Genomic DNA, 23,359 nt, shown 5'->3' on the forward strand with positions numbered 1-23,359 from the left:
ACAGATCGTTCTACATGCACTACATTGTGTATGTAGACAGATCGTTCCACATCACTTCAAGAGGTCAAACCATGGAAACTCGCCCTCCCCTTCCCCCGTTCTCGCTCGCAACCGCTGTCGAAAAAGTCCGCTTGGCCGAAGATGGGTGGAACACACGCGATGCGGCCAAGGTCGCTATGGCTTACACCCCCGACACGAAATGGCGCAATCGGGCGGAGTTCGCCCACAGCCGAGCCGAGGCCCAGGCCTTCCTTGAGAGAAAGTGGAAAAAGGAGCTTGACTACAGGCTCATCAAAGAGCTGTGGCTGTATGGAGAAAACCGCATCGCAGTTCGGTATGCGTACGAGTGGCATGACGCCGCTGGGAACTGGTTCCGTTCGTATGGGAACGAGAACTGGGAATTCGAGGCCAACGGCCTCATGCATCGACGTTTCGCGTGCATCAACGACATGCCTATCCAGGAATCGGAGCGCAAGTTCCATTGGCCTTTGGGTCGTCGGCCAGACGACCACCCTGGATTGTCTGACCTGGGTCTGTGAGGAAAGCCTCGGGCGGTGCCGACCGCAGCATGATCATGCCGTGGCACGAGCAAGTGCTGGCGGCGCCCCTTGGAACAGCGATGCACGGAGCGCTGCAGGTGCTCAAGCCGGGCGCTGGCGGGCCACCCACCCAGCAAGCCCCAGGCCTACCACCGAAGCCACCCCGGTGACCACCCAAGTGAAATGCCAGCCGCCCGCCAGGCCCGCCACCCAGGCCACGAGCGGTGGCCCCACGAACTGGCCACAGGCCGAGCACTGCTGCACCCAACCCATCGTGGTGGACACGGTCCGCTCGCTGGGTGCCAGCCGTACCGCCAGGGCAAACAAGGTGGCGGGAATCATCCCGCCCACCGCCGAAAACGCCACCACCGCAGCGAACCGAAGGACCGCGCCGTCGCCCGCCAAGGGGCTGAAGGCCACCACCGTCGCCAATGCCGAGCCGCCGAAACCGATGGCCAACAGTTGGTGCGTGCGCCAACCCGCCCGCATCAAGCCGCCGGCCCCCAGGTTCCCCACGACATTGGCTGCGCAGGCCAGTGCGGTCAGCGCACCGGCAACCACGCTGCTGACGCCCGCCTGCATGTAGATGGAGGGCAGAAACCCGATGACAGCCAGCCACTGGCAGGAGTACATGCCAAACGCCACCGCCACCACCCAGGGGCCGGGACTGGCCAGCGTGAGCCGCAGCCGCCGCGCCAGGAGCACCACCGCGGGAGACGGCGGTTCGGTGCCCGGCTGCGCCACCGTGGCGCGCCGTGCATCCGAATCAACGGCCAGGGCCAGCCAGAGCCCGGCGCAGCCCGCCAGCACCCCCAGCAGACCCCACCAGGCCTGCCAGCTCCACAGCCCCATGACCACCGGCCCCGCCAGAAGCGCCAGGGCAACGCCGGCAGGCATGTAGGCACCCCACAGCCCCATGAAGGCGGGCAGCCTGGCAGCGGGTACCAACTGCCGCATCAAGCTGGGCGCTGGAAGCACGACACACAGGAAACCCAAGCCCTCCAGCGCCCGCAATGCGAGCAGCTCAGCCGGATGGCGGGCCCACGCGCCCGCGAAGCTGGCGACACACAATACGGCCAGCCCCCACAGCATGCTGCGCCGCAGGCCAAGGCCATCAGCCAGCGCCCCGACCAGAACGCCCAGCAGCATGCCCGCCAGCTGTACAGCCGACAGCAAGAAGCCCGCCTCGACCAGCGAGACCCCCAACGCATCCCTCAACACGGCGATGGCCGGTGGTATCTTGCCGATGTGCACGGCGGCAGCGAGCCCGGCCAGAAAGACGGCGATGGGCGCGCGCAGGGGAAAGGACATCAACGATCGCATTTCTTCAAGGCCTGGATACGGAAAGGGGCGGCGGACATGCAATCCGCCGCACGATAGCAGGCGGCCCCGCCGCCACGACCACCGCCGTCACCAGTGGGGCGCCTCATGGACCAGGCAGGCGCGGCCCTGCGTGGCGCTTGCAGCCATCGCGGGCATGGGCGCGTCCCATACGGACCGTGCCGCGCGATCGACCTGCCGGTCTTGCGGGGCGCCCAGGCTCCCGCCGCTTTGCCCGCCGGAGGGCTTCACGCCCTTTCTGATGATGGGTAGCCCAGAAGCGCATCCCACACACGCATCTGGGCGATCTTCGGCACCGTGCCGAACGCGATGGATGATGACGCCCCGGGTCCAATCAGCGCAGAGCTTGTGTTGCCGCTGCCGTAGCTTTGCCAGACGGTGCCATCCGCAAAAGTTGCCGTCCCGCTTTGGGCGAAGGTGGTCATCGCGCTCATCAGATGCCGGCTGAGCTGCTGTTCTGCAGCGCCCGATCCGACTTTTTGGCGGTAGTAGTCCAGCCCGTATGTGCCGAACAAGAACGGCAGCTCTGCGCAATGGGGAACACCCCGCCCCGGGGCCGGCAATTCATGCATGAAGGTTCCGTATCGCACGTTGGCGCCCTGCTTCACGAGACTGTCGGCATAACGAACGCAGAAGTTGCGCAGGTTCCGGTCACCATTGATTTCAACCCACAGGTTGCCCGGCGCTGGTGAACGGCGATCAGCCAGGGCCTCAGACTGATAGCTGCCGATCACCTGAGAAGCACGACTGGCAGAGCCAGACAGTGGAGCAACGAGTGCTGTGAGCTCCTCCATCGAGGAAGGCAGTGGAGCGGTGAGCGAAGCCTGCGTCGCTGGATCGACCAGGTCCACAAAAAAGGACCCCTCGGTCAGCGTGTTCGTGATCAGCACCGGCACGCGCTGGGGCCATGCCACCCGGGTCCAATCGGCGAACACCGTCTTCCCATCCATCACGGGCGATGCCTTGACACCGAAGCCGGACCGAAAAGTAGAGGGCAGTGGTTGGGCGTTCAGTGCCAACTCGGCCGCATGCAACGTGGCCGCAGGGATGCCCAACAACCCCTTGGGTGTGGTCTTGAGGCTCGTGGCCAGCAGCTCTGTGTAGCTGGCCGCGTCCTGCAGGGTGAACCCCGCAGGCGCGGCGATGCCGGCAGAACTTAGCAAAACAGCTTTGTGCAGCCACTGGTTCCAGACCGGGTGCTGCGCGATCAATGCCGTGTTGACAGCGCCCGCTGATTGCCCCGCAAGGCTCACATTGCCTGGGTCTCCGCCGAAGCGGGCAATGTTCTCGTGTACCCACCGCAACGCGGCTGCCTGATCCTGCAGGCCCCAGTTTGCAGCAAGTCCGGTTTCAGGATCCGTGAAATCTGGGTGGGCCAGGCTGGACATTGCACCCAAGCGGTAGTTGACGGTGACGACCACCAACCCCTGTTCGGCCAGTCTCTGCCCGTCCATCAGGGGCATGCTGGTCGCGCCCGTGCGCCACGCGCCGCCATGGAGCCAGACGACCACTGGCGCCTTGCCCATGCCGCGAGGCGCCCAAATATTGAGAGTGAGACAGTCTTCGCTTTGTGCTGTGGGCTGGGTGTAGATCCACGTCACATTGGCTGGCAAGGTCTGCAAGCTGGCAGGACCAAACGCGGTAGCCGGGGTCACCTGGGCCGTGACAGGCACATAGGGTCTGGGCGATTGAAATCGCAGCGCTCCAACCGGCGGCTGCGCGTAAGGGATACCCTTGTATATCGCAGTGCCGCCCGACACTGTTCCGCTGAACTTGCCTGACGTGGTGTCCACCACGGGGTTGTCGTCACCTCCGCCGCCACACCCTATCAATGAACCGGCAAGCGCCCCGGAGGAAACCTGCAGAAAGATCCTTCGCGTTGTCATCATGTCTCCTGGAATAGTTGGTCTGGATATCAGCTGCTGACAAACTTATGCTAGATAACCAATCTTGTGGTAGCGAGACCCAGCGGTAGAACGCCCTGTTGCGAAAACAGGCCCGCTGAAGAGGCGGTGCGCCACAGCAAACTATGGCAAGCTGAGACGTACACAGCGGGGGAGCTTGAATCTCGGGCTCACGCCCCATTTGCACAACGACGATGACGGACGGGCCGAATGGACAACGTGTTGCTGGCTGTGGAAGACCTCCTGAGTTTTGTAGAGGTCGCCGATGCAGGAGGCTTCACTGCCGCCAGCAGGCGCACGGGCATACCGAAGTCGCGATTGAGTCGTCGCGTGGCGGCTCTTGAATCTTTCCTTGGGGTTGCCCTACTGCACCGCAATGCACGGCGGTTTGAACTGACCGACGTAGGGCAACGCATTTTTCAACATGGCCAGACGGTGCGAGCGGAAACGCAAACTGCCGTCGCCGTCGCACGCGAGAGCCTGGAGAGCCCCTGGGGGCAACTGCGGGTGGCTTGCCCAGCAGCCATTGCGGCATCGCTTGTGGGCCGCATCGCATTGCAATTCAGTGCTCGCTATCCCCGCGTCACCCTGTCGCTTCAAACCACCGACGGGCGTTTGCGCCCTCTGGATGACACGGTGGACCTCGTGATTCAGCCGACCGAGCAGCCTCTGACGGACTCCAGCCTCGTCGCCAGACGGCTGGCAACGGTCCCTTATGCCTTGTATGCCAGTCCTGCGCTCGTTGCAGCCCTCGACACCCCGCAGACGCCCTCGGCACTGTCCCGCTGCGCTGCGGTCGGCTGGAGCATCACTGCGTCACTGGCTCGCTGGACGCTGGTCGGCCCCCAGAACGAAAGTGCGGACGTTGAACTGGACGTGCGCTTCGTGAGCGACAACCTGCTGTTGAACCGCGAAGCGGCGCTCCAGGGCCTGGGGGTTGTGCAGCTTCCGAGGATCATGGCGGCCAGCTTTGTCGCGAGCGGGCAACTGCTTCAGGTAGCGCCCGACTGGGTGCCTCCCGCGATGCACATCTACGCCCTGTACCCGTCGCGCCGCCACCTGACGCTCGCGGGTCGCTGCTTTCTGGACATGCTGGAAGAGGGCATGAAAGATGCAGCCATTCCTGCGGCCTGAAGCGCGCCTGCGGCGATTGGATGGTGTTGTATGACCGGCGCTTGCGATCCGGCCTGACCGCCGCAGAAAAGGCCGCGGAACTTGAAAAGACACCCAGCCGCATCCGCCAAGCCCGCTGTCGATTCGGCAATTTGAAGAGCGCCAACTTCAACCCCGGATTTCCATTTGCAATCCCCCGCGAATCGCTCAGGTGTCTCTGGGCTGAACAGTGCTTTTTGACCAGCAATCGTGCCCTTGTTGCTGGGGTCGCGATGTGCCGCGCAACGGGCGGATTCCACTGAACCGGGTTATTGGGGATTCTTGTCGCCACAGGCCCTCGAGGCCACGACAACAAGTTGATCCAATGCACCAAATGGCCCTGACATTCCGTCGGCGTAAAGCGCCGCAATGCGTATCCGCTCCCCAAACTGCAGGAAGCCCGTGTGCGGTGCACCTTCGGCAATGACCTCCACCATGCGGCGTTCGGCAATGCAGGACGAACCAGCGTTGACATCCGTGTTGGACACGGTGCCCGAGCCGATGATGGTGCCGGCCGACAACTTGCGCGTGCGCGCCGCATGAGCAATCAACTGGCCGAAGTGAAAATGCATTTCACGGCCGTGTGGGTGGCCAAACCATTCGCCGTTGCGCTGGCTCTGCAGCCGCAGGTGTACGCGGCCGCCTTGCCATGCGGGGCCCAACTCGTCGGGTGTCACTGCAATGGGGGCGAATGCCGTGGAGGGTTTGGCCTGCAAAAAGCCGAAACCGCTTTTTGCCTCACGCGGCCCGAAGGCGCGCAGGCTCCAGTCGTTGATGAGCACGATGAAGCGCACATACTCCAGCGCGGCCTCAGTGGTGACACCCATGGGGGTTTCGCTCAGCACGACGCCGAACTCACCCTCAAAGTCGATCTGGTCGGCTTCGCACGGTAGAAGCACGCTGTCGTGCGGGCCCAGAAAATCGTCGGCGGCGCCCTGGTACATCAGCGGTACGGTCTCGAAGTCGGCCACCGGCGGCACCTTGAACGCGCGCTCCATGAGGCGGCCATGGTTCAGAAAGGCGGAGCCATCGAGCCATTGCCAGGTGCGTGGCAGCGGAGCCATGCACTGGTGCGTATCGAAGGGCATGGTCCCAAGGGCCGCAGGGGCGTTGACTGTCCGGGACAACTCTTGCAATCCAGGCTCCACCGTGCTCCAGCGCTCCAATGCATCAAGCAGCGTCGGTGCCACGGGGCATGCGTCGATGCAGCGGCGGGCGTCATCGCAGACCACTACGAGGCGGCCATCGCGCTGGCCATTGCGCAGGGTTGCGAGTTTCATGAAGAGACTCCCTGCAATGGCAGCACCGGATCAAAAATCGCCACAGCCCGCGTCCAGCCCGCCGACGCACCGCGCACTTTGACTGGAAAGCACGAGATGTAAAAACCGTTGGCGGGAAGCGCCTCCAGGTTGTGCAGCTTTTCCAGGTGGCAGTAGCCAATGTCGCGCCCGGCCTTGTGGCCTTCCCAGATCAGGGATGCGTCGCCGCTTTCGGCGTAACGCTGTGCGGTGAAGGCAAAAGGGGCGTCCCAGCTCCAGGCGTCGGTGCCGGTCAGCCGCACACCACGCTCCAGCAGGTACATGGTGGCCTCGTAGCCCATGCCGCAGCCCGCACGGGTATAGCCAGGCGTCCCGTAGGCGCTGCCAGCGCGCGTGTTGACCACCACGATCTCCAGCGGCTGCAGCGTGTGGCCGATGCGCGCCAGTTCGGCCTCCACGTCGCCAGCCTGCACCACATAGCCGTCTGGCAGGTGGCGAAAGTCCAGCTTCACGCCAGGCTGAAAGCACCAGTTCAAGTCCACTTCGTCGATGGACAGCGCCCGCTGCCCGCCGTCCATGGTGGAGGCGAAGTGGTACGGCGCGTCCAGGTGCGTGCCGTTGTGGGTGTTGAGATGCACATCCTCGACCGCCCACGACTCACCATCGGGAAGATCTTCTTTCTTCAACCCAGGGAAGAACTGCGCCAGATCCGCAAAGCTCATCTGGTGGTCGATGTAGTTGATGCGCGGACCCAGGCCTGGCGGGTCGGAGACGACATCGTTTTCAAGGTGCATCGAGATATCGACGATGCGGCGGGAAGGCGTGGCAGTCATGGGCAGTCTCGGATGAATGGGCACAAACAAAACGATCAGGATTCGGCCGTGAAACCGGTCTGCTTGATGAGCCCGCGCCACTGGTCGGCATCGGCCTTGAGCATCTGCGCCAGTTGCGCAGGGCTGGAGGACTTGACCTCCAGGCCATACTGCTTGCCGTAGTCCACCACGTCGGGGTGGACCAGCGCTGCCTGCAGCGCCTGCGACGCGCGCTTGATGGTGTCTGGCGATGCCTTGCCGGGCAGGAAGAAGCCGTACCACTCACTGACCTTGAGGGGGTGCCCCAACTCCGTCAGGGTGGGCACCTGCGGCAGGAAGGGCGAGCGCTTGGCTCCAGCAATGGCCAGCACGCGCAACTTGCCGCCTTTGCTGTGCTGCAGGTAGTCGCCAATCGGCCCCCAGAACGCGGGGATCTGGCCGCCCAGCAGGTCCTGCATGCCCGGCACCGTGCCACGGTAAGCAATGTGGCGCATGTCGATCTTGGTGAACTGCCCCAGCAGCACGCCCACCATGTGCGGCATGGACCCCGCACCCGGGCTGCCGTAGTTGGCGCTGTTGGGGTTGGCCTGCAGCCATGCCAGAAAGTCGGGCAACGTGCGGACGCTTTCGGGCACACCAGGGCCGACAGCCAACCCATGGTCGAACATCGCTCCCAACGCGACGGGTGCCACGTCGTCCAGCGTGTAGCGCAGCTTGGGGTAAGTGTAGGGATAGATGGACAACATGGACGACGGGGTGATGAGCAGGCTGGTGCCATCGGCCGGGCTGTCACGCAGGTTGAGGATGCCGATCTGCCCGCCCGCGCCCGGTTTGTTGTCCACCACCACGGCCCCGGCGTAGTGGCCGCGCATGCGGTCGCCCACACGGCGCGCCAGTGCATCGGCTGTGCCTCCGGCAGGAAAGCCCGAGATGATGCGCGCCATGTCAGGAATCGCCTCCTTGGCGGCCTGCGCCCAGGCGGCGGGAGCGCTGCCAAGGGTAGGCAGCAAGGCGGCAGAGAGCTGGGTGAAGCAGCGGCGGGTAATCATCGTGTCTGTCTCCTGTTGACTGGATGGGATCTGCAGTACAGCCCCGCAAGCCTCGTGTGACGCGGTTTGCAGCGGGTGCATGAAAAAATTATACGAACGTACAAATTCAAGATGACTGGGGTTTGTACGAGTGTTCAATAAATTTATACAGTCGTATAAACCAGTCCATGTCCAAATTCCGACCCACCGCCAAGACGGCAGCCGCCACACCCGCAACGCGAGCTGCAAAAGCACCGACCCCGGCGCACAAGCGTGCGGCTGCCCGCAGCGCCGCCAGCGAAGAAGACCTGGCACCCAACCGCCAAGCCAACATCCTGCAGGCGGCCGAGCGGCTGTTTGCCTCGCGCGGCTTTCATGGCGTTTCGATACGCGACATTGCCGACGAGGCGGGTGTGCCGCTGGCGCTGGTGGGCTACTACTACGGACCCAAGCTGTCGCTGTACCACGCCATCTTCCGAGCGCATGCGGGCTACATCGACGTGCGGCTGCAGTCGCTGGCCCAGGCGCAGCAGAAGGCGCCGCCCGGCCAGCTGCTGGAAGAGATCGTGAAAGCCTTTGTGCTGCCCGTGCTGGAGGTGGCCAGCCAGCCCGCGGGCCACCACTTTCTGCGGTTGCTGTCACGCGGCATGAGCGACCACCTGGAAGAAGACGAGCCCATCATCCGCGAGCTGTTCGACCCGCTAGCGCACGCCTTCATCGACGCCATGGCGGGCGCTCTGCCCCAGGCCACGCGCAGTCAGGCAGCCTGGTGCTATCAGTTTGCACTGGGCGCACTGCTGCACCACGTGAACGACCAGCGCATCGAGCGCCTGTCGCACGGACAGAACCTGGCCGGCGACGACGCCGTAGCCGGTCCGCTGCTGGTGCGCTTCATCGCACAGGGCATGCGAGGCGCATGCGCAGGCGCGGTGCACTGATGCACCAACGCTGAGCCCAACGGACTTCACACCAGCACTGCCGCGCGAGCGCCGCATGCAAAGCACAGTCACGCCCATTTTTCTGGCCCCAGCCCACCACCACCCGAGGTGGCTGGGGCCCTGCGCCGCCGCCCCACCCACAGCATCGGCCCGGTAGACCGGTACACCCTCGCGGTCTCCATCCCAGCGCACGGTGCGCTGATGTTCTGCCCCGTTTGAACTGACCCTTCGGTCCAGCATTGGCTGCGCCGTGGGCTCGTTCGCCCCTCACCTGCTCCTCATTCATCGAAAGACACCATGCCCCTCTCTCACGCAGGCCCGTCGGCCCTGGACACGGACCGTGGGCGCCGCGGCAGTCCTGTCAACTGCGTCGTTCGCTATCCACGCTCAGCCAGCAGCTGGGCCCGGCCTGCAGCTGTACGGCCTGGTCGACGCCGCTGTAGGCCGCTTTGCCAGCCCTGCCGGGGGCGTGAACGCGCAGGACCGCGCCGTGACCAAACTGGACGGGGGTGGCATGTCCACCAGCCATTGGGGCGTGCGCGGCGCGGAAGACCTCGGCGATGGGCTGTCGGCCCAGTTCGAGCTGTCGTCCTTTGTACGCAACGACTCGGGCGCGACCGGCCGCAGCGACGCACTGCCCGCCCCTGTGAATGTGGCGGCCGACCCCGTGTTCTCGCGCGCTGCCTGGGTGGGCGTCTCGCACCGCGACTGGGGCCGCGTTCGGCTGGGCAACGTCACGTCGTTGCTGTTCTTGAACTCCATCACGTCCAATGCGTTCGGTGACTCGACCGTGCTCGGGCCGCTGAACCTGGTCACCTTCATCGGCAGCCCGCTCACAGGAGGCACGGCGTGGGCCAACTCGGTGGTGTACGACAGTCCCGGCTTCGCGGGGTTCAATGCCTCGGTGGCTCATTCCATCTCGGAGGGCCAGGGCGGTGGCAACAGTGCAGCGCGATGGGCCTACGCCCACGGCCCCTGGGCCGCATCGCTGGTATGGCAGAGCGTGAAGAAGAACCCCGGTACCTTTGCCGACGGCACATCACCCAACGACACCCGCGCCTGGCAGTTGGCGGCGTCTTACGACTTCGAGGTGATCAAGCTGTTTGCCCACCTGGGCCGTATCGACAATCTGGGCACTGCTGTTGCGCCGCTCAACGTGTCGTACCGCGTATGGGATCTGAGCGCGGCCGTGCCCGTGGGCGCAGGCCGCGTGCTGGCAGGCTACGCCGCGCGCCGCACCAGTGACACCGTAGGCCCGGTGCCCGCCACAGTGGCAGGCGGCAATGTCGAGCGCAAGGTGTTCACCCTGGGGTACGACTACTTTTTGTCCAAGCGGACGGACCTGTACGCGATGGTCATGCGCGACAGCACCCTGACCCGTACGCTGCCCGCGTCGCCTGCGCTGGTGAGCGCTCGGGGAACCAGCTTTGCGGTGGGGGTTCGCCATCGGTTCTGAAGGTTCCTTGCAACGGTTGCCTCCAAGTTTCAGGGCGCCTTCGGGCGCCCTTTTTTCAGCGGCAAGCGTGTACACACGCATCCAACTTGAAGCATCTGCCCACATAGAAAGATCTTGACAACACGTTCCGGCCCGAGCCCGCTGATGCTGGGGGAGGACGAACGCAAACGGCGGCTTGCAGCGATTGCAGCCGCTCGCACCTCGGTCACCAATGGGTACTGCAAGCCAAGGTCAGCGGTGGCAGCCAAAGAAAGCGGACCTTCAACCAGTCGACGATCGAGGTTGAAGTGGCTGCGTCTTCGAGGCGTCCAACGACATTCTCCAGTTCCAAGTGGGCTGTGTTTCGACGCATCACACTTTCTTCTTTTCCAGACGCGCCAGCGCCGCCTGATACGCTTGCAGCACATCCGGTCGATCTTCGGCGGCGGCATCGAACCGGCTGGCCAGCACGGCGGCGTCGGCCTTGCTGCCCAGTTGGCCGATGGCCTTGAAGATCCTTTTCATGAAGACGGCGTCGCCACCGACGATGTGCCGCTCCAGGCGCAGCAGGTCCATGATGGGCTCCACCAGCTGCGGCGCCTTGGTCTTGCCCACCACCTCGAGCAGGCATTTGTAGTTGCCCAGATGCGCGTTCGAGAACTGGTTACGGTCGTTGAAGAAGGCGAGGAAGAGGTCGGTGTACGCCGGGCTGGCCACCTGGAGCAGCACGTTCATGATTGTGGCGTGGTCGCTCTTGAGCTTGCCGGCCAGGAACTCTTGCCGGTAGGGGTGAAATGCCAGCGCCTTGTGAAAGCACTCGGTCATCGGCGCGATGGTGCGCTCGCCAAAGCTGCTGAGCACCTCTATCAGCACCGCCCATTCCTCGGTGTAGTGCGGGCGCAGGCCATTCGCCACCAGGGTGTGGAAGGCGCCCTCGGCCGGGTGGGCCAGCACCCCGCGCAGGGCCTCCTCGTCGTAGTGCCCACCTACGAAGCTGGAGAAGCCGCGGGCCAGCAGATCCAGGTCGGTGACGGCATAGACCGCAGGCCAGTTCTTGGCCTGCATCAGGGCAGCCAGGCGCCACGCCTCCAAATTCTCGGGCTGGTGCTCCTGGGGCGGCGGGCGCAAGTCCAGCTTCAGGGCAAGCCGCTCCTCGAGTTGCGGTGCGCTGGCGTGAAAGTCCACAAACTTGCGGCCGGCCAGCGGCGCAAGGCTGCTGACGGGGTTGTAAGCTACGTTCAGCTTCACGATCTGAGGGCATGCCGCCAACGGTGACAGGTCGCTGATCTCGTTGAAGCTCAGGTTCAGTTCCGTCACCTGGGTGCACGCCACCAGATGGGACAGGTCGCTGAGTTGGTTGCCCGAAAGGTCCAGCTTGACCATGCCGGGGTAGCTGCGCGCATACCCATCGACAAAGGCCAGGTCCGTGATACCGCTGCGCGACAGGTGCAGGGACTGGAGCTGCGGCAGGTCCAGCCCCGCAGGAAACATTGCCTTCTTGTTGTTGCGCAGAGTCAGGTCGGTCAGCGTCTGAAAGCCGTTGAGTGCCGGGAAGTCGGAGAACCGGCAGTTGTCGATGTACAGCGTCCGCAGGCGGGGCAGCGCGCGCAGCGCGGCGAGGTTGGTGAACTTCACCCTATCCAGCTGCAGCGTGGTCAGGCTGCTGATGTGGGCGATGCGGGCCAGGTCCACGGGCTCGGCCGTCTTGCTGCTGCGCAGGCACAGCGCTTGCACATCATCGCAGCCGGCAATGGGGTCCAGGTCTTCGCTGGTGAAGCGCTCCAGGTTCAGCTCCGTGGTGTGGTTGAGCACCTGGACAGGGGAAAACGAGCTGTTCGTCCATTTGGATTTTTGGGTTGCCATGGTGTTGGACTGAGGGGTTTGTTCCAGGTGGGCGCTGTGGCTTGGCATGATCGCCCTCAGCGCACCGCGCGTGAATCATAGAGGGCACTCGTGCCAGTTTGGCTGGCTACCGGAGCGGCGAGAGCATCCCTTTCCTCCACTCACCGGTCTTTCGCCTTCAACAACCCCCACCAGAAATCGTCCCCATACTTCGTCGCCCCGTACACACACGCCAGCACAGCCACCACGATCACAGCAGTTAGTGCCCAAGGCTCCCGCAGCCGCCCTTTCCAGCACACAAGCAACCCGACGACCACGCCGGCGAGCGCACCGCAAACGGCTCGTACCGCCAACTCCACAGTGTCTGAGCCGCGCTCGTTGGGTTCTTCGTTGTGCATGTGCAAAGCCCACGTCGAATGGTCTGCCCCACAGCAATGGGGGCCGTGATCAGCGGGCCGCGTCCTCGACCGGATACGTGCCCGGCAACAAGATCGACCGGTCCACCGTGTTGATGTTCGTGCGTCCACAAAACGCCATCGTGATGTCCAGCTCCCGCTGAATGATCTGCAGCGCACGCGTCACCCCCGCTTCGCCATAGGCCCCCAGCCCATACAGAAAACTCCGCCCGATCAGCGTGCCCTGTGCGCCCAGCGCGCGGGCCTTCAGCACGTCCTGCCCGCTGCGGATGCCGCCGTCCATCCAGACCTCGATGCCGCCGCCCGCTTGTCGCACCGCTTCGGCAATGCCGGGCAGCGCGGCGATGGACGATGGCGCGCCGTCGAGCTGACGGCCGCCGTGGTTGCTGACGATGAGCGCATCGGCGCCGCTGTTGACGGCCAAGCGGGCGTCTTCTGCGTCCATGATGCCTTTGAGGATCAGCTTGCCGCCCCAGCGCTTCTTGATCCACTCCACATCGCCCCAGTTGAGCTGCGGGTCGAACTGCTCGGCCGTCCAGGACGACAGCGATGACAAATCGCCCACGCCCTTGGCGTGGCCCACGATGTTGCCGAAGGTGCGGCGCTTCGTGCCCAGCATGCCCAGGCACCAGTGCGGCTTGGTGGCCAGGTTGATCAGGTTGGCGATGGTGGGCTTGGGCGGCGTGGACAGGCCGTTCTTGATGTCCTTGTGGCGCTGGCCCAGGATCTGCAGGTCCAGCGTGAGCTGCAGCGCAGAGCAGTTGGCGGCCTTGGCGCGGTCGATCAGGCGTTCGATGAAGTCGCGATCGCGCATCACGTACAGCTGAAACCAGAACGGGTGGCGGCCCGTGTGCTCGGCCACGTCTTCGATGGAGCAGATGCTCATGGTCGACAGCGTGAACGGAATGCCGAAAGCCTTGGCCGCGCGGGCACCCAGGATCTCGCCGTCGGCGTGCTGCATGCCGGTCAGGCCGGTGGGCGCTATCGCCACGGGCATGGCCACGTCCTGGCCGGTCATGGTGGTGCGGGTGCTGCGGCCTTGCATGTTCACGGCCACGCGCTGGCGCAGCTGGATGGACTGGAAGTCCTGCGTGTTGGCGCGGTACGTGCCCTCGGTGTACGAGCCTGAATCGGCGTAGTCATAAAACATGCGCGGTACGCGGCGCTTGGCGACGACGCGCAGGTCTTCGATGCAGGTGATTTTGGACAGGTCAGGCACGCGGCACTCCAAAGCAAAAAGACATTGAACGGTTTTTAAAGCCTGGCCGGATGGTAGGCAGTTGCGCGCCGCACGGCCATCAAAATTATTTGCGCGGGTCTGCAACAAATTTCCATGGCAAGTTCGCGTACTGTGCGACCGGGCCGTCCGTGGCTCTCATTGTGTAGTGGCTGCAGCGGCCCTGCGCTACCCAGGCCGTAGTTCTGCAGACCCTTTCAAACCGATGGCAACGCAGCATCCGGCGCACTGCGCACATCAATGGCGGGCATCTTTCAGCCCTGACAGCCACCACGCCGAAAAGTCGCCCAGGTGGCGATGCGTGGATGCAACGGCGGACAAGGCTGGCCCGACATTGGGGCTGCCGTGGGTTTGCCGGGTTATCAGTGCCGTGTGCACGTTGGCTCCGAGACCTGCGAGGTTGGGCAGATAGTCGTCTACGAGCGCAATCGCCCCGAGAGCAACCACTGCCTGCGCCTTGGGATTGGCGCCGGAGGTGGAAGGGCCCGTCGCCACGACCCGCTCGATGGGGAAGCCGAGATCGCGAAGGTTGCGCAGACGCGCACCTTCGAATTGCGGCTGCAGGGCCGAGACGCACACCAGCGTATGGCCATTGCCGACCAATTGACAACAGGCGTCCAACGCAGATTCGATGGCGGGAATGGTCGACCAGAAATCGTCGTCGAATGCCGCCTTCCACCGATCCCAAAGAGGCCCCTCCAGTCGCTCCACCGACCACCGGTCCATGGCCCAGTATGCATGGGGGTCGCGCTCTTGCGGGTGGACTCCAAAGGCTTTATGCCAGGCCTTGGCGTAGGCAGTGTTGTAGTCGAGCAATACGCCATCTGCGTCCAGAGCGATCACAGCCTTTTTCATTCATCCCCCGTGCCGTTGCCTATAGACGGTCTCGACAGGTATTTCCAGTTGAGGGTCGTCATCATGGGCATGGTGGCGCTGCGCTGCAACGAAGGCGGTCATATCGATCACTTCCAGGATTTCCGTGGTTGCAAAGGCGTGAAGCGTTTCGCCGCGTAGACCCAGTTGAATGGCTCGGCGGCTCAGCTTGCTGCCGCATGGCGAATGGTCTGGGTCCCACTGGCACCGAACGTCGGATTTCTCGACAGCGCATTGCCAGCTCGCAGGGCTGGCGAAACGGTCGGGATCGAACGTGGATGGGACGGCGTCGGTCATCAGCGCGTCGAAGAAGGCCCTTCGCAGTCGAAAACCCAGAACATGCTCCTGACCTTCTTTGGTGGCCCAACCAGAGCGGTACATCATCCACAGGAAATTGGGCTTGATCCAGCTCATGCGACGGAAGCTGAAATCCGGACCTCCCAACTGACCGTGCCTCAAGGCGTGCGCGGCAGTGGACGGCCTGTAGGCCTGGTACACGATGACGGTGTTCGCATCGTGGTGGGCCAGTACGTGCCTGCCATCCTGCGGCCACAAGGCGCGCTGCTCCACATGGGACCGGGTGGACAGGTTCATCGAGCACTTTCAGGCTGGACCACAGAAAGATACTGCGGCGCGACTTGGTCCGTCAGCCAGACATTGTTCTGGGCTTGGAAAAATGTGCACCCGTCCCGGAACATGGCGCCAGCGTTGATTTCCAGCAACACCGGCGCGCCGTATCGGGCGCCCACGGCCATCGCCGTGGAGGTGCTTTCGCTCAGGTGCACATGATGGCGCTGACGCTTGTCCAACCCGCTGGCCAGGATGGAGTCGAGGAACCGCAAGGCGGTACCGTGGTAGAGCCTGGCAGGAGGCTCCATCGCGCCAAGGCCCAGATCCACGTCGATGGAGTGCCCCTGGTTCGCCCGGATTCGTGATCCATCGTCACTCAGGGCGAAACGCTTCTTGTCGTTGGTCCGCACCACCTCCTCGATGAGAGGACGTGTCAGGGGCCGCTTGGCCAGCGCCGACTGCGCAATGAGCTCATCGACGGCGGCCCATCCCGATGCGTCCAGGGTCAGGCCGATAGTTTGTGGCTGGTGTCGCAACACCAGGCTCAGGAATTTGCTGGTCGCTGCGAGATGCTGTGGAGGGTAGGTCATATTTTCCTTCTTGTATTAACCTCAGACAAAGTTGCCCTGTGCAACTTTTATAGTTGTATAATACAACTTAATTTACACGAAGGTCAACAGTGATGAAGCCATCCAGCAAAACTGCCCCTTTGGAGTTTCCCCGCCCGCTGACAACAGTGGACATGGTGATCTTCACCATCCTCGATGACTCGCTGAAAGTTGTGCTGGTGCGCCGCCCAGACGACAGCAATGAGTCGTTTCCCGGACGATGGGCGCTGCCAGGTGGCTTCATCGACGTTGACAAGGACGCCAGCTTGATGGACTGCGCACTGCGCAAGCTGCGTGAGAAGACGGGTGTGACCGCCCCTTATCTGGAACAACTGGGCAGCTGGGGCAGCGCACACCGCGACCCGCGCGGCTGGTCTGCCACGCACGCATTCTTCGCGCTGATGCCAGGCCGCGAGCTGACGCTGCAAAAAGGCGCCAACGCGGCCCAGGTGGAATGGTTCGACGCCGAAGCGGCCATGCGCAAGAGACTCGCCTTCGACCACGGCGAGATCTTGTCGGTGGCCGTCGACCGTCTTCGCAGCAAGGTGGAGTACACATCGCTGCCTGCCTTCCTGCTCGACGAGCCTTTCACGCTGCCCCAGTTGCAGGCAACGTACGAGGTGGTCCTGGGACGGCCGGTCGACAAAAGCGCTTTCCGCAAGCGAATGCTGGACGGCGGATTCATGGAAGAAGCAGGCGTGGTGAGCAGCGCGTTGGGCCGCCCGGCAATGGGCTATCGGCTGGTTGACCGGTCACGGGCCGCCATGTTCCCCCGCACCTTCAGTCCGCGCGACAGTGCCTGAAGGCGGTTGACTCCAACCCCATAAGTTGTACTATGCAAACCCATAAAGTTGCACAGAGCAACTATATCCATCACGATGGCGTGTTGGCCGACAGAATGGTTTTCCCATGCCATCCATCGCCTTTCTGCAAGACCCCTGAAGGGAAATGAAATGCCGCACGTTGCATCCCTTGAATACGACGCGTACGTCCCCCCACCTGCGGCCTGGAACCAGGCTGTCTGACCATGAACCATTCTGATCGTTACAGGGGTTGCCTCTTGGGTCTGGCCTGCGGAGATGCCGTGGGTACCACGGTGGAGTTCATGCCCCGAAACACGTTCCCGCCCGTCACCGACATGGTCGGGGGCGGCCCGTTCGGCCTGGCGCCCGGAGAGTGGACGGATGACACGTCGATGGCGCTGTGCCTGGCCACAAGCCTGGTCCACCGGTCCGGCTTCGACGCTGTGGATCAGATGAACCGTTACTGCAACTGGCGTAGCGTCGGCTATCTCAGCAGCAATGGGCGGTGCTTCGATATCGGAATCACGGTGGCCACGGCCTTGGACCGGTACCTTCGAACGGCCAATCCCTTTGCCGGCGACCCCGACCCGATGACCGCAGGCAACGGTGCACTGATGCGATTGGAGCCGATCCCGATGTACTACCGCCGCGACGCAAGCCGCGTTGTGCAGTTCGCGGCAGAGAGCACACGCACCACACACGGTGCCCAGGAAGCCATCGACAGCTCCAAGCTGTTCGCGCTTTATGTGCGGGCAGCGCTGCTGGGTGCTGACAAGCAGGCGATCTGGTCCATGGACGCCCCCGCACACCTGTCTCCAAAGCTCCAAGCCATCGCCCACGGTCGCTTTCTGGCCGCGCCACGCGACGTGATCAAGGGTTCAGGGTATTGCGTCGACGCCTTGCAAGCAGCGCTCTGGTGTTTCAACAGCACGAACTCGTTCGAATCCGCAATTCTCGCTGCGGCGAACCTGGGGGACGATGCGGATACGACGGCGGCCATATGCGGCCAACTGGCGGGTGCGTACTACGGAGCCTCGTCCATTCCTGCACATTGGCTGGAGCGGCTGGCGATGCGCAGTGAGATCGAGGCGCTGGCCGATCAGTTGCTCGACGCCAGCGAGAGCGACACACGGCAAGACGCCTGAGCCGCGGATTCGCGCTTCATGAAGGACGCGGGGTCATCGCCGGGTCCACCTGCACCACTTCAGGATCGGTGTCCGGCCCGCGGTACAGCATGAAGCGCATGCGCCCGCCGCGCTTGGCGGCGTACATGGCGCTGTCGGCGTGGCGCGAGAGCGCGTCGAACGTGTCGCCGTGCTGCGGGTACAGCGCGATGCCGCCGCTCAGCCCCATGTGCAACACGCGGCCGGCCAGCTCGAACGGGGCGTCGCAGGACCCGAGGATCTTGCGGGCCACGCCGCAGGCGGGCTCCACGCCCTCCAGGCCGGGCAGCAGCACCACGAACTCGTCGCCGCCCTGGCGGCACACGGTGTCGGACGCGCGCACGGCGGCCTTGAGGCGCTGGGCGAACTGCACCAGCAGCAGGTCGCCCACGTCGTGGCCCAGGCTGTCGTTCACGGCCTTGAAGCCGTCCAGGTCCAGGTACATGACGGCCAGGCATTTGCCGTCGCGCCGCGCCTGGGTGATGGCCATCTGGGCGCGGTCCTGCAGCAGCACGCGGTTGGGCAGGTCGGTCAGCGCGTCGTACTGGGCGAGGTGGGCCATGCGTTCGGCCATGACCACGGCGTCGGTCACATCGCGCAGCACGGCCACGGCGCCGGTGACCTGGCCGTGGCGGTCGGTGATGGGGCTGGAGGTTTTCTCGACCTGGAAGCGCTGGCCGCTGGTACGGTGCACGATCACGCCACGCACCGAATCGGCGCCCTCGCCGCTCTGGATGGCGGCCAGCAGCGAGCTGGCCAGCACGGCGTCGTTGTGCGGGCTGCGCAGCACCACCACCTCGTCGATGCGGCGGCCCGCGGCGTCGAAGGCCTGCCAGCCTGTCAGGCGCTCGGCCACCGGGTTCAGGTAGGTGACGGCGCCCTGCGCGTCGGCGCACACGACCGCGTCACCGATGGACTGCAAGCTCAGGCGCACACGCTCCTTCTCGGCAAAGAGCTCTTCCTCCATGCGCTTGCGCTCGGTGATGTCGGTGGCCTGCACGAAGAAGCCGCGCACCTGGCCGTCGACCTCGTCGGGCAGGTAGGACACCAGGGCATGAAGCACCTGGCCGCGGGTGTCCACCAGCGCCCGCTCGAACAACTGGGGCTGGCCGGCGAGCGCGTGCTGCATGAACGGCAGGTTCTGCGCATACACATCCGGGCCCAGCAACTGGCTGATGTGCTGGCCGCGCAGCTGGCCGGGCATGACCCCGAACCACTGGAAGTACACCTGGTTGGCAAAGAGGTTGTTCAGGTCCCGGTCCCAGTAGCTGATGGCGGACGGCAGGTTGTCGAGGATGGTGCGCAAATGGTGCTCGGCCTCGTGCAACTGGGCCGACACCCGCTGGCGCAGCGTGAGCTCGCGCACGAACATGGCCGCCAGGGCCACGCAGGCGACCATGAGCAGCAGCGCAAAGCCGCCCAGCACGGCCGCGCTGCGGTACCACTTGGCCAGCACCGTGTCGGCGGCCTGGGCCACGTTGATGATGAGCGGGTAGGAGCCCACCTGCCGGAACGCATACAGCCGCTCCACACCGTCCAGCGCCGCCGTGCCGACGAAGACACCGTTGCCCTCGCGCTGAAAGCGCTCCATGTTGGGCGAGCCCGCGATCGTCTTGCCCACGTCCGATTCGCCGTATGGAAAGCGCGAGATCACCACGCCGTCCTGGCGGAACAGGTTGACGCCGCTGTTGGCGCCCAGGTCGAGCGAGCCGAAGAGTTCGTTGAAGTAGCTCAGGCGCACGGCCCCGACCACCACGCCCGCGAAGCTGCCGTCCGGGTGGCGGTAGGCCCGGGCCATGGGCAGCACGTTCAGCCCGGTCACGCGCGAAGGCACCGGTTTGCCGATGAAAAGCCCCTGGTGCCCGTCCTTGGCGAAGGCCACGAAGTAGTCCCGGTCTGCCAGGTTGGCGCGGCGCAGCGTGCTCGCGCCCGAGTCGAGCACGATGGCGCCCGACGCATCCAGCACGAACACGTCGCCCGCGCCGCGCGCGCGCAGCGAGTTGTCAAAGATAACGCGGTTGCGCAGGTCGGGCGGCAGGGCCCACACGTCGCTGCGGGCCACTTCGCGGGCTACGCCTTCCAGCGACTTGTCGATGGAGTCGAGCGACCAGCTCAGCCCCTGCTCCAGCGTGTGCACCAGGTTGCTGTTGGTCTGGCTGGCGTAGTTCCACTCGTCGGTGCGGATCGTCCAGATCGTGCGGGCGAACAACGCCCCGATCCCCAGCGACAACAGCAGCGCCAACCAGATGAGGCGGTGGGAGAAGAACTGGCGCAGGAACGGCATAGAAATATTTGGTAACCATTCTAGTGGGGGCCGTTGTCCGGAAGCTGACATCCCATCAGGCCGTGCATGGCATTGCCGCCCTGCCCATGGACCAACCCGACAGACCCCGCGCCACCGGCGCGGTCGCCCTGTGAATCCCGCCGAAGCGGCCGCATGCTCTTCTGACACCACCCCCTGCCCCGCCAAGCCGCCGCCAATATGCAGCGGCCTTGCGCGGGTCCGTCACACCGTAGCTGCCGCGCCGGGTGCCGTCAATTCGCAGCGCCCCGGGGCGGCTTGGATGCCACACCCGCGCCGCGCACTTCGATGCGGATTTCGTCGAGCACATCGCCCTTGGCGTCGGTGATCTGCACCACATGCCGGCCGGGCCAGGGCAGCCAGGCCACGCGCGGGCCCTGGCCCAGGGGCTTGCCGTCCATGCGCCACAGCAGGCCATCGCCGGTGGCGGTGAACTGCAGGCGCTGGCGGGCGGGCGGGATGTCCGGGTCCAGCGCGATGATGGTGCCGCCGGCCGGCGCGGTGATGCGCGCCGGGGCGCCGGACGGGGCATCCGGCACCTTGCGCGCCGCATTTTTGGCATCCTTGACGGCCTTGGCGCTGACCCCATCAGCGCCAGCAGCTATCGAATCAATAGCAAACAGGGGTTGCTGGGTGCCTTGCAGAAACCATTCGTCGCGGGCGGCCTCGAGCGGCTGGCGGCCGTCTGCCAGCGCGGCGGCGGGCCCCGGGCCGAACCGCACCGCGGCCTTGTGCAGGCCCGCGGGTGCCTTGGGGGCACGGCTGGGCTCGCGCGCATGCAGAAAGCCCATCACGGCGCCCCAGATGGGCGCCGCGCCGCTGGTGCCGCTCACGTCGTGCATGGCAGCGCCGCTGGCGTTGCCCACCCACACGCCGACGGTGTAGCGCTCGGACCAGCCCACGGCCCAGTTGTCGCGCATGTCCTTGCTGGTGCCGGTCTTCACTGCCGTCCAGAAGCGCGTGGCCAGCACGCTGTCGGTACCGAAAGTGCGCGCGCGGGCGTTGCCGTCGGACAGGATGTCGCCCACGATGAAGGCGGCGCGCGGGTCCAGCGCCGCGGTGAACACGGGCGACCGGCTGCGGGCCGGCACGACCACGTCGACGGCGCTGGCACGCCCGCCGTTGGCCAGCGTGCGAAACGCGTTGGTCAGGTGCACCAGGGGCACCTCAGGACTGCCCAGCGCCAGGCTGTAGCCAAAATAGTCGCCGCTCTCGCGCAGCGGCATGCCCACGGCGCGCAGCTGCCGGTGGAATGCATCGGGCGTGACCATGACCAGCGTGCGCACCGCGGGCACGTTGAGCGACGCGGCCAGCGCGGTGCGCACCGACACCCAGCCCTTGAACTGCCGGTCGTAGTTCTGCGGGATGTACAACCCGCCCGCCGTGGCGATGTGGGCGGGCGAGTCGTCCACCAGCGACGCGGCGGTGAGCCGCCGCTCGGCGATGGCCTGCCCGTACAAAAAGGGTTTGAGCGTGGAGCCCGGCTGGCGCAGCGCCAGCACGCCATCGACCTCGCTCGCCTGGCTCAGCTGCCCCGACGATCCCACCCATGCCAGCACCGCACCCGTGGCGTTGTCGAGCACCAGCACGGCGCCGTCTTCCACGTTGCGCCCCCGCAGTTCGCGCAGGTGCTGCTGCAGGGTGCTGACGGCAAAGCGTTGGAGCGGCGCGCGCACCGTGCTTTGCACACGCTCGGGCAGTGCGGCACCGTCCTTGTCGCGCTGGCGCAGCAGGTAGCGCGCAAAGTGCGGCGCCACGCCCTCGCTGGCATCGAATGCGCGGCGCTGCAGCGCGGCGGTGGTGAAGAGGTCGAGCGCATCGCAATCCACACGCGGTGGCTGGGCTGGCGATGCGGGGGCGCCTGCGGTGGTGGCCGGCTTTCTTGGCGGCGGCTGGGCCTGCATGTCCCGCAGCACGCCACAGGCTCGCTGGGCCACCAGCGCGGGGCGCGCGTTGGGCGCCCGCACCAGCGCGGCCGCCACTGCGGCCTCGCGGTCGTCCAGGCCATGGGCGGCCTTGCCGAACAGCGTGCGACTGAGGGCGTCGATGCCCACCAGCTCGCTGCGAAACGGCACGAGGTTGAGGTACGCCTCCAGCACCTGGTCCTTGCGCCAGCGCCGGTCCAGCACCTGCGCCGCCACCGTCTGGCCGAGCTTTTGCACCACGGTGCGCCCGCCAGGGCCCTGGCGCCAGTCGCCGTCGAGCAGGCCCGCCAGCTGCATGGTGATGGTGCTGGCACCGCGCGTGCGCTGGTTCCACAGGTTGCCCCAGGCGGCGGCCGACGCAGCGCGCCAGTCCACGCCGCTGTGCTCGAAGAAGCGCTTGTCTTCGCTCAGCACCAGCGCCGTGCGCAGCGCGGGCGACACATCGGCCAGGGCCACCCACTGGCCGCGCCGCACGGTCGGGTCGGTGCGCAGCCGCTGCAGCACCTCGCCCTCGCGCGAGAGGATCAGGGTGTCGGACGGCTTGAAGTCGGCCCGCACCTCGTCGTAGGACGGCAGGGCGTGGGCCCGCGGCGCACCGACCAGCAAAAGACAGGCCACAGCCACCGCAGGCAGCGCCGCCGCGGGCCGCGTGCCGGACCAGACCCTAGGCCAGGGCATGGGTACGCCTCGGCGGCTCGACGGCTGGCCGCGGGCAGGCGAACGTCTGCGCCATGCGCATCAACCACCCGGCTCCACGAACTTCTTGTAGTTGCCCAAAATGGCCTGCCAACCCGCACGTTGCTGTTCGTGCGGGAAGGTCGCATCCGGGGTGAAGGACTGCTGCACCTCGGTGCGGCCCTGGGGCAGGTCGACAAACTCGACGACCACCTCGCGGCGGTCGCCCAGGGCATAGCGCAGGCGGCGGTGCGGCACGATCTCGGTGAACGTACCGGCAAAGTCGAAGCACATGGAACCGTCCTTGGCCTCCATGCGGTAGCTGAAGGCGCCGCCCACGCGCAGGTCGTTCTCGGCCCGGGGGCAGCACCATTCGGGGCTGGCGAAGTTCCAGGCCGTGATGGCGGTGGGGCTGACAAAAGCCTGCCACGCACGCTGCGCATCGCAACCGACCTCGACGGAGACGGTGAGCACAGAGGGGGTCGGCGCGGGGCTGGAAGCATCGGTCATGGTCATGGCTCCTTGGGGTCGGGGTGG

Annotated in this window: 20 protein-coding genes; 6 read left to right on the forward strand and 14 right to left on the reverse strand. The window is 65.3% G+C overall.

From position 1 onward, the window contains the following. The first annotated feature begins 71 nt into the window (after positions 1-71). A complete protein-coding gene (locus ACIGHN_RS00975; protein WP_396502903.1) occupies positions 72-539 on the forward strand; it encodes a DUF1348 family protein in 468 nt (155 codons plus the stop codon). Between the two features lie 102 nt (positions 540-641). Here the strand turns inward: ACIGHN_RS00975 and ACIGHN_RS00980 are convergent, their stop codons facing one another. Next, a complete protein-coding gene (locus ACIGHN_RS00980) occupies positions 642-1,850 on the reverse strand; it encodes a CynX/NimT family MFS transporter (RefSeq protein ID WP_396502904.1) in 1,209 nt (402 codons plus the stop codon). A gap of 257 nt (positions 1,851-2,107) precedes the next feature. Beyond that, the gene (locus ACIGHN_RS00985; protein ID WP_396502905.1) at positions 2,108-3,766 is read right to left on the reverse strand and encodes a carboxylesterase/lipase family protein; all 1,659 of its coding nucleotides are present in this window, start codon (positions 3,764-3,766) and stop codon (positions 2,108-2,110) included. A gap of 228 nt (positions 3,767-3,994) precedes the next feature. On the opposite strand from ACIGHN_RS00985, the gene ACIGHN_RS00990 reads away from it, so the two are divergent. Further along, positions 3,995-4,918 (forward strand): LysR substrate-binding domain-containing protein, encoded by a 924-nt coding sequence (locus ACIGHN_RS00990; protein WP_396502906.1) that lies wholly within the window; start codon positions 3,995-3,997, stop codon positions 4,916-4,918. Between the two features lie 287 nt (positions 4,919-5,205). Here ACIGHN_RS00990 and ACIGHN_RS00995 read toward each other — a convergent pair whose 3' ends face one another. Genes ACIGHN_RS00995 through ACIGHN_RS01005 form a run of 3 tightly spaced genes read right to left on the reverse strand, consistent with a single transcriptional unit; the run spans position 5,206 to position 8,056 of the window. Next, positions 5,206-6,216, reverse strand: a complete 1,011-nt coding sequence (locus ACIGHN_RS00995) for a fumarylacetoacetate hydrolase family protein (protein ID WP_396502907.1) — start codon at positions 6,214-6,216, stop codon at positions 5,206-5,208. Next, positions 6,213-7,028 (reverse strand): cyclase family protein, encoded by an 816-nt coding sequence (locus ACIGHN_RS01000; RefSeq protein ID WP_396502908.1) that lies wholly within the window; start codon positions 7,026-7,028, stop codon positions 6,213-6,215. The genes ACIGHN_RS00995 and ACIGHN_RS01000 overlap by 4 nt, the downstream gene beginning before the upstream one ends. 35 nt (positions 7,029-7,063) lie before the next feature. Further along, entirely contained in the window at positions 7,064-8,056 is a 993-nt protein-coding gene (locus ACIGHN_RS01005; RefSeq protein ID WP_056420723.1) for a Bug family tripartite tricarboxylate transporter substrate binding protein, read from the reverse strand. A 167-nt stretch (positions 8,057-8,223) separates the two neighbouring features. On the opposite strand from ACIGHN_RS01005, the gene ACIGHN_RS01010 reads away from it, so the two are divergent. Together ACIGHN_RS01010 and ACIGHN_RS01015 are read left to right on the forward strand one after the other, a co-directional pair. Continuing rightward, positions 8,224-8,973 carry a TetR/AcrR family transcriptional regulator gene (locus ACIGHN_RS01010; RefSeq protein ID WP_396502909.1) on the forward strand — a complete coding sequence of 250 codons (750 nt, stop codon included), beginning with the start codon at positions 8,224-8,226 and terminating at the stop codon, positions 8,971-8,973. A gap of 340 nt (positions 8,974-9,313) precedes the next feature. Continuing rightward, positions 9,314-10,429, forward strand: coding sequence for a porin (locus tag ACIGHN_RS01015; RefSeq protein ID WP_396502910.1), 1,116 nt, complete (start codon positions 9,314-9,316; stop codon positions 10,427-10,429). A gap of 351 nt (positions 10,430-10,780) precedes the next feature. Here ACIGHN_RS01015 and ACIGHN_RS01020 read toward each other — a convergent pair whose 3' ends face one another. The 6 genes from ACIGHN_RS01020 to ACIGHN_RS01045 form a co-directional block, all read right to left on the reverse strand. Continuing rightward, positions 10,781-12,271, reverse strand: a complete 1,491-nt coding sequence (locus ACIGHN_RS01020) for a leucine-rich repeat domain-containing protein (protein ID WP_396502911.1) — start codon at positions 12,269-12,271, stop codon at positions 10,781-10,783. A gap of 140 nt (positions 12,272-12,411) precedes the next feature. Continuing rightward, positions 12,412-12,648: a hypothetical protein gene (locus tag ACIGHN_RS01025; RefSeq protein ID WP_056420712.1), complete on the reverse strand. Its 237-nt coding sequence runs from the start codon at positions 12,646-12,648 to the stop codon at positions 12,412-12,414. 49 nt (positions 12,649-12,697) lie between these two features. Continuing rightward, positions 12,698-13,885 (reverse strand): L-lactate dehydrogenase, encoded by a 1,188-nt coding sequence (locus ACIGHN_RS01030; protein ID WP_396502912.1) that lies wholly within the window; start codon positions 13,883-13,885, stop codon positions 12,698-12,700. 255 nt (positions 13,886-14,140) lie between these two features. Further along, positions 14,141-14,758 carry an HAD family hydrolase gene (locus tag ACIGHN_RS01035; RefSeq protein WP_396502913.1) on the reverse strand — a complete coding sequence of 206 codons (618 nt, stop codon included), beginning with the start codon at positions 14,756-14,758 and terminating at the stop codon, positions 14,141-14,143. Continuing rightward, positions 14,759-15,370, reverse strand: a complete 612-nt coding sequence (locus tag ACIGHN_RS01040; protein WP_396502914.1) for a DUF4291 domain-containing protein — start codon at positions 15,368-15,370, stop codon at positions 14,759-14,761. Further along, on the reverse strand, positions 15,367-15,936 hold the full coding sequence (locus tag ACIGHN_RS01045) for an RNA 2'-phosphotransferase (RefSeq protein WP_396502915.1): 570 nt from the start codon (positions 15,934-15,936) through the stop codon (positions 15,367-15,369). The genes ACIGHN_RS01040 and ACIGHN_RS01045 overlap by 4 nt, the downstream gene beginning before the upstream one ends. Before the next feature lie 92 nt (positions 15,937-16,028). On the opposite strand from ACIGHN_RS01045, the gene ACIGHN_RS01050 reads away from it, so the two are divergent. Both ACIGHN_RS01050 and ACIGHN_RS01055 read left to right on the forward strand, forming a co-directional pair. Next, complete coding sequence (locus tag ACIGHN_RS01050) at positions 16,029-16,757, forward strand: NUDIX hydrolase (protein ID WP_396502916.1); 729 nt, start codon at positions 16,029-16,031, stop codon at positions 16,755-16,757. A gap of 224 nt (positions 16,758-16,981) precedes the next feature. Next, complete coding sequence (locus ACIGHN_RS01055) at positions 16,982-17,902, forward strand: ADP-ribosylglycohydrolase family protein (protein ID WP_396502917.1); 921 nt, start codon at positions 16,982-16,984, stop codon at positions 17,900-17,902. Positions 17,903-17,918: 16 nt separating this feature from the next. Here ACIGHN_RS01055 and ACIGHN_RS01060 read toward each other — a convergent pair whose 3' ends face one another. From ACIGHN_RS01060 to ACIGHN_RS01070, 3 genes are all read right to left on the reverse strand, one after another. After that, a complete protein-coding gene (locus ACIGHN_RS01060; protein ID WP_396502918.1) occupies positions 17,919-20,204 on the reverse strand; it encodes a diguanylate cyclase domain-containing protein in 2,286 nt (761 codons plus the stop codon). Between the two features lie 251 nt (positions 20,205-20,455). Next, positions 20,456-22,825: a penicillin-binding protein 1C gene (gene pbpC / locus ACIGHN_RS01065; RefSeq protein WP_396502919.1), complete on the reverse strand. Its 2,370-nt coding sequence runs from the start codon at positions 22,823-22,825 to the stop codon at positions 20,456-20,458. A gap of 60 nt (positions 22,826-22,885) precedes the next feature. After that, a complete protein-coding gene (locus ACIGHN_RS01070; RefSeq protein WP_396502920.1) occupies positions 22,886-23,332 on the reverse strand; it encodes an SRPBCC domain-containing protein in 447 nt (148 codons plus the stop codon). Positions 23,333-23,359 lie beyond the last annotated feature (27 nt).

Origin of the sequence: Acidovorax sp. NPDC077693 (genome assembly GCF_044542805.1) — a bacterium.
Lineage (GTDB): Bacteria > Pseudomonadota > Gammaproteobacteria > Burkholderiales > Burkholderiaceae_C > Acidovorax.

What these genes read in the sequence shown, in the direction of transcription:
- ACIGHN_RS00975 (WP_396502903.1), top strand. Translation starts at nt 72, where the DNA reads ATGGAAACTCGCCCTCCCCTTCCCCCGTTCTCGCTCGCAACCGCTGTC.
- ACIGHN_RS00980 (WP_396502904.1), bottom strand. Translation starts at nt 1,850, where the DNA reads ATGTCCTTTCCCCTGCGCGCGCCCATCGCCGTCTTTCTGGCCGGGCTC.
- ACIGHN_RS00985 (WP_396502905.1), bottom strand. Translation starts at nt 3,766, where the DNA reads ATGACAACGCGAAGGATCTTTCTGCAGGTTTCCTCCGGGGCGCTTGCC.
- ACIGHN_RS00990 (WP_396502906.1), top strand. Translation starts at nt 3,995, where the DNA reads ATGGACAACGTGTTGCTGGCTGTGGAAGACCTCCTGAGTTTTGTAGAG.
- ACIGHN_RS00995 (WP_396502907.1), bottom strand. Translation starts at nt 6,216, where the DNA reads ATGAAACTCGCAACCCTGCGCAATGGCCAGCGCGATGGCCGCCTCGTA.
- ACIGHN_RS01000 (WP_396502908.1), bottom strand. Translation starts at nt 7,028, where the DNA reads ATGACTGCCACGCCTTCCCGCCGCATCGTCGATATCTCGATGCACCTT.
- ACIGHN_RS01005 (WP_056420723.1), bottom strand. Translation starts at nt 8,056, where the DNA reads ATGATTACCCGCCGCTGCTTCACCCAGCTCTCTGCCGCCTTGCTGCCT.
- ACIGHN_RS01010 (WP_396502909.1), top strand. Translation starts at nt 8,224, where the DNA reads ATGTCCAAATTCCGACCCACCGCCAAGACGGCAGCCGCCACACCCGCA.
- ACIGHN_RS01020 (WP_396502911.1), bottom strand. Translation starts at nt 12,271, where the DNA reads ATGGCAACCCAAAAATCCAAATGGACGAACAGCTCGTTTTCCCCTGTC.
- ACIGHN_RS01025 (WP_056420712.1), bottom strand. Translation starts at nt 12,648, where the DNA reads ATGCACAACGAAGAACCCAACGAGCGCGGCTCAGACACTGTGGAGTTG.
- ACIGHN_RS01035 (WP_396502913.1), bottom strand. Translation starts at nt 14,758, where the DNA reads ATGAAAAAGGCTGTGATCGCTCTGGACGCAGATGGCGTATTGCTCGAC.
- ACIGHN_RS01040 (WP_396502914.1), bottom strand. Translation starts at nt 15,370, where the DNA reads ATGAACCTGTCCACCCGGTCCCATGTGGAGCAGCGCGCCTTGTGGCCG.
- ACIGHN_RS01045 (WP_396502915.1), bottom strand. Translation starts at nt 15,936, where the DNA reads ATGACCTACCCTCCACAGCATCTCGCAGCGACCAGCAAATTCCTGAGC.
- ACIGHN_RS01050 (WP_396502916.1), top strand. Translation starts at nt 16,029, where the DNA reads ATGAAGCCATCCAGCAAAACTGCCCCTTTGGAGTTTCCCCGCCCGCTG.
- ACIGHN_RS01055 (WP_396502917.1), top strand. Translation starts at nt 16,982, where the DNA reads ATGAACCATTCTGATCGTTACAGGGGTTGCCTCTTGGGTCTGGCCTGC.
- ACIGHN_RS01060 (WP_396502918.1), bottom strand. Translation starts at nt 20,204, where the DNA reads ATGCCGTTCCTGCGCCAGTTCTTCTCCCACCGCCTCATCTGGTTGGCG.
- pbpC (WP_396502919.1), bottom strand. Translation starts at nt 22,825, where the DNA reads ATGCCCTGGCCTAGGGTCTGGTCCGGCACGCGGCCCGCGGCGGCGCTG.
- ACIGHN_RS01070 (WP_396502920.1), bottom strand. Translation starts at nt 23,332, where the DNA reads ATGACCGATGCTTCCAGCCCCGCGCCGACCCCCTCTGTGCTCACCGTC.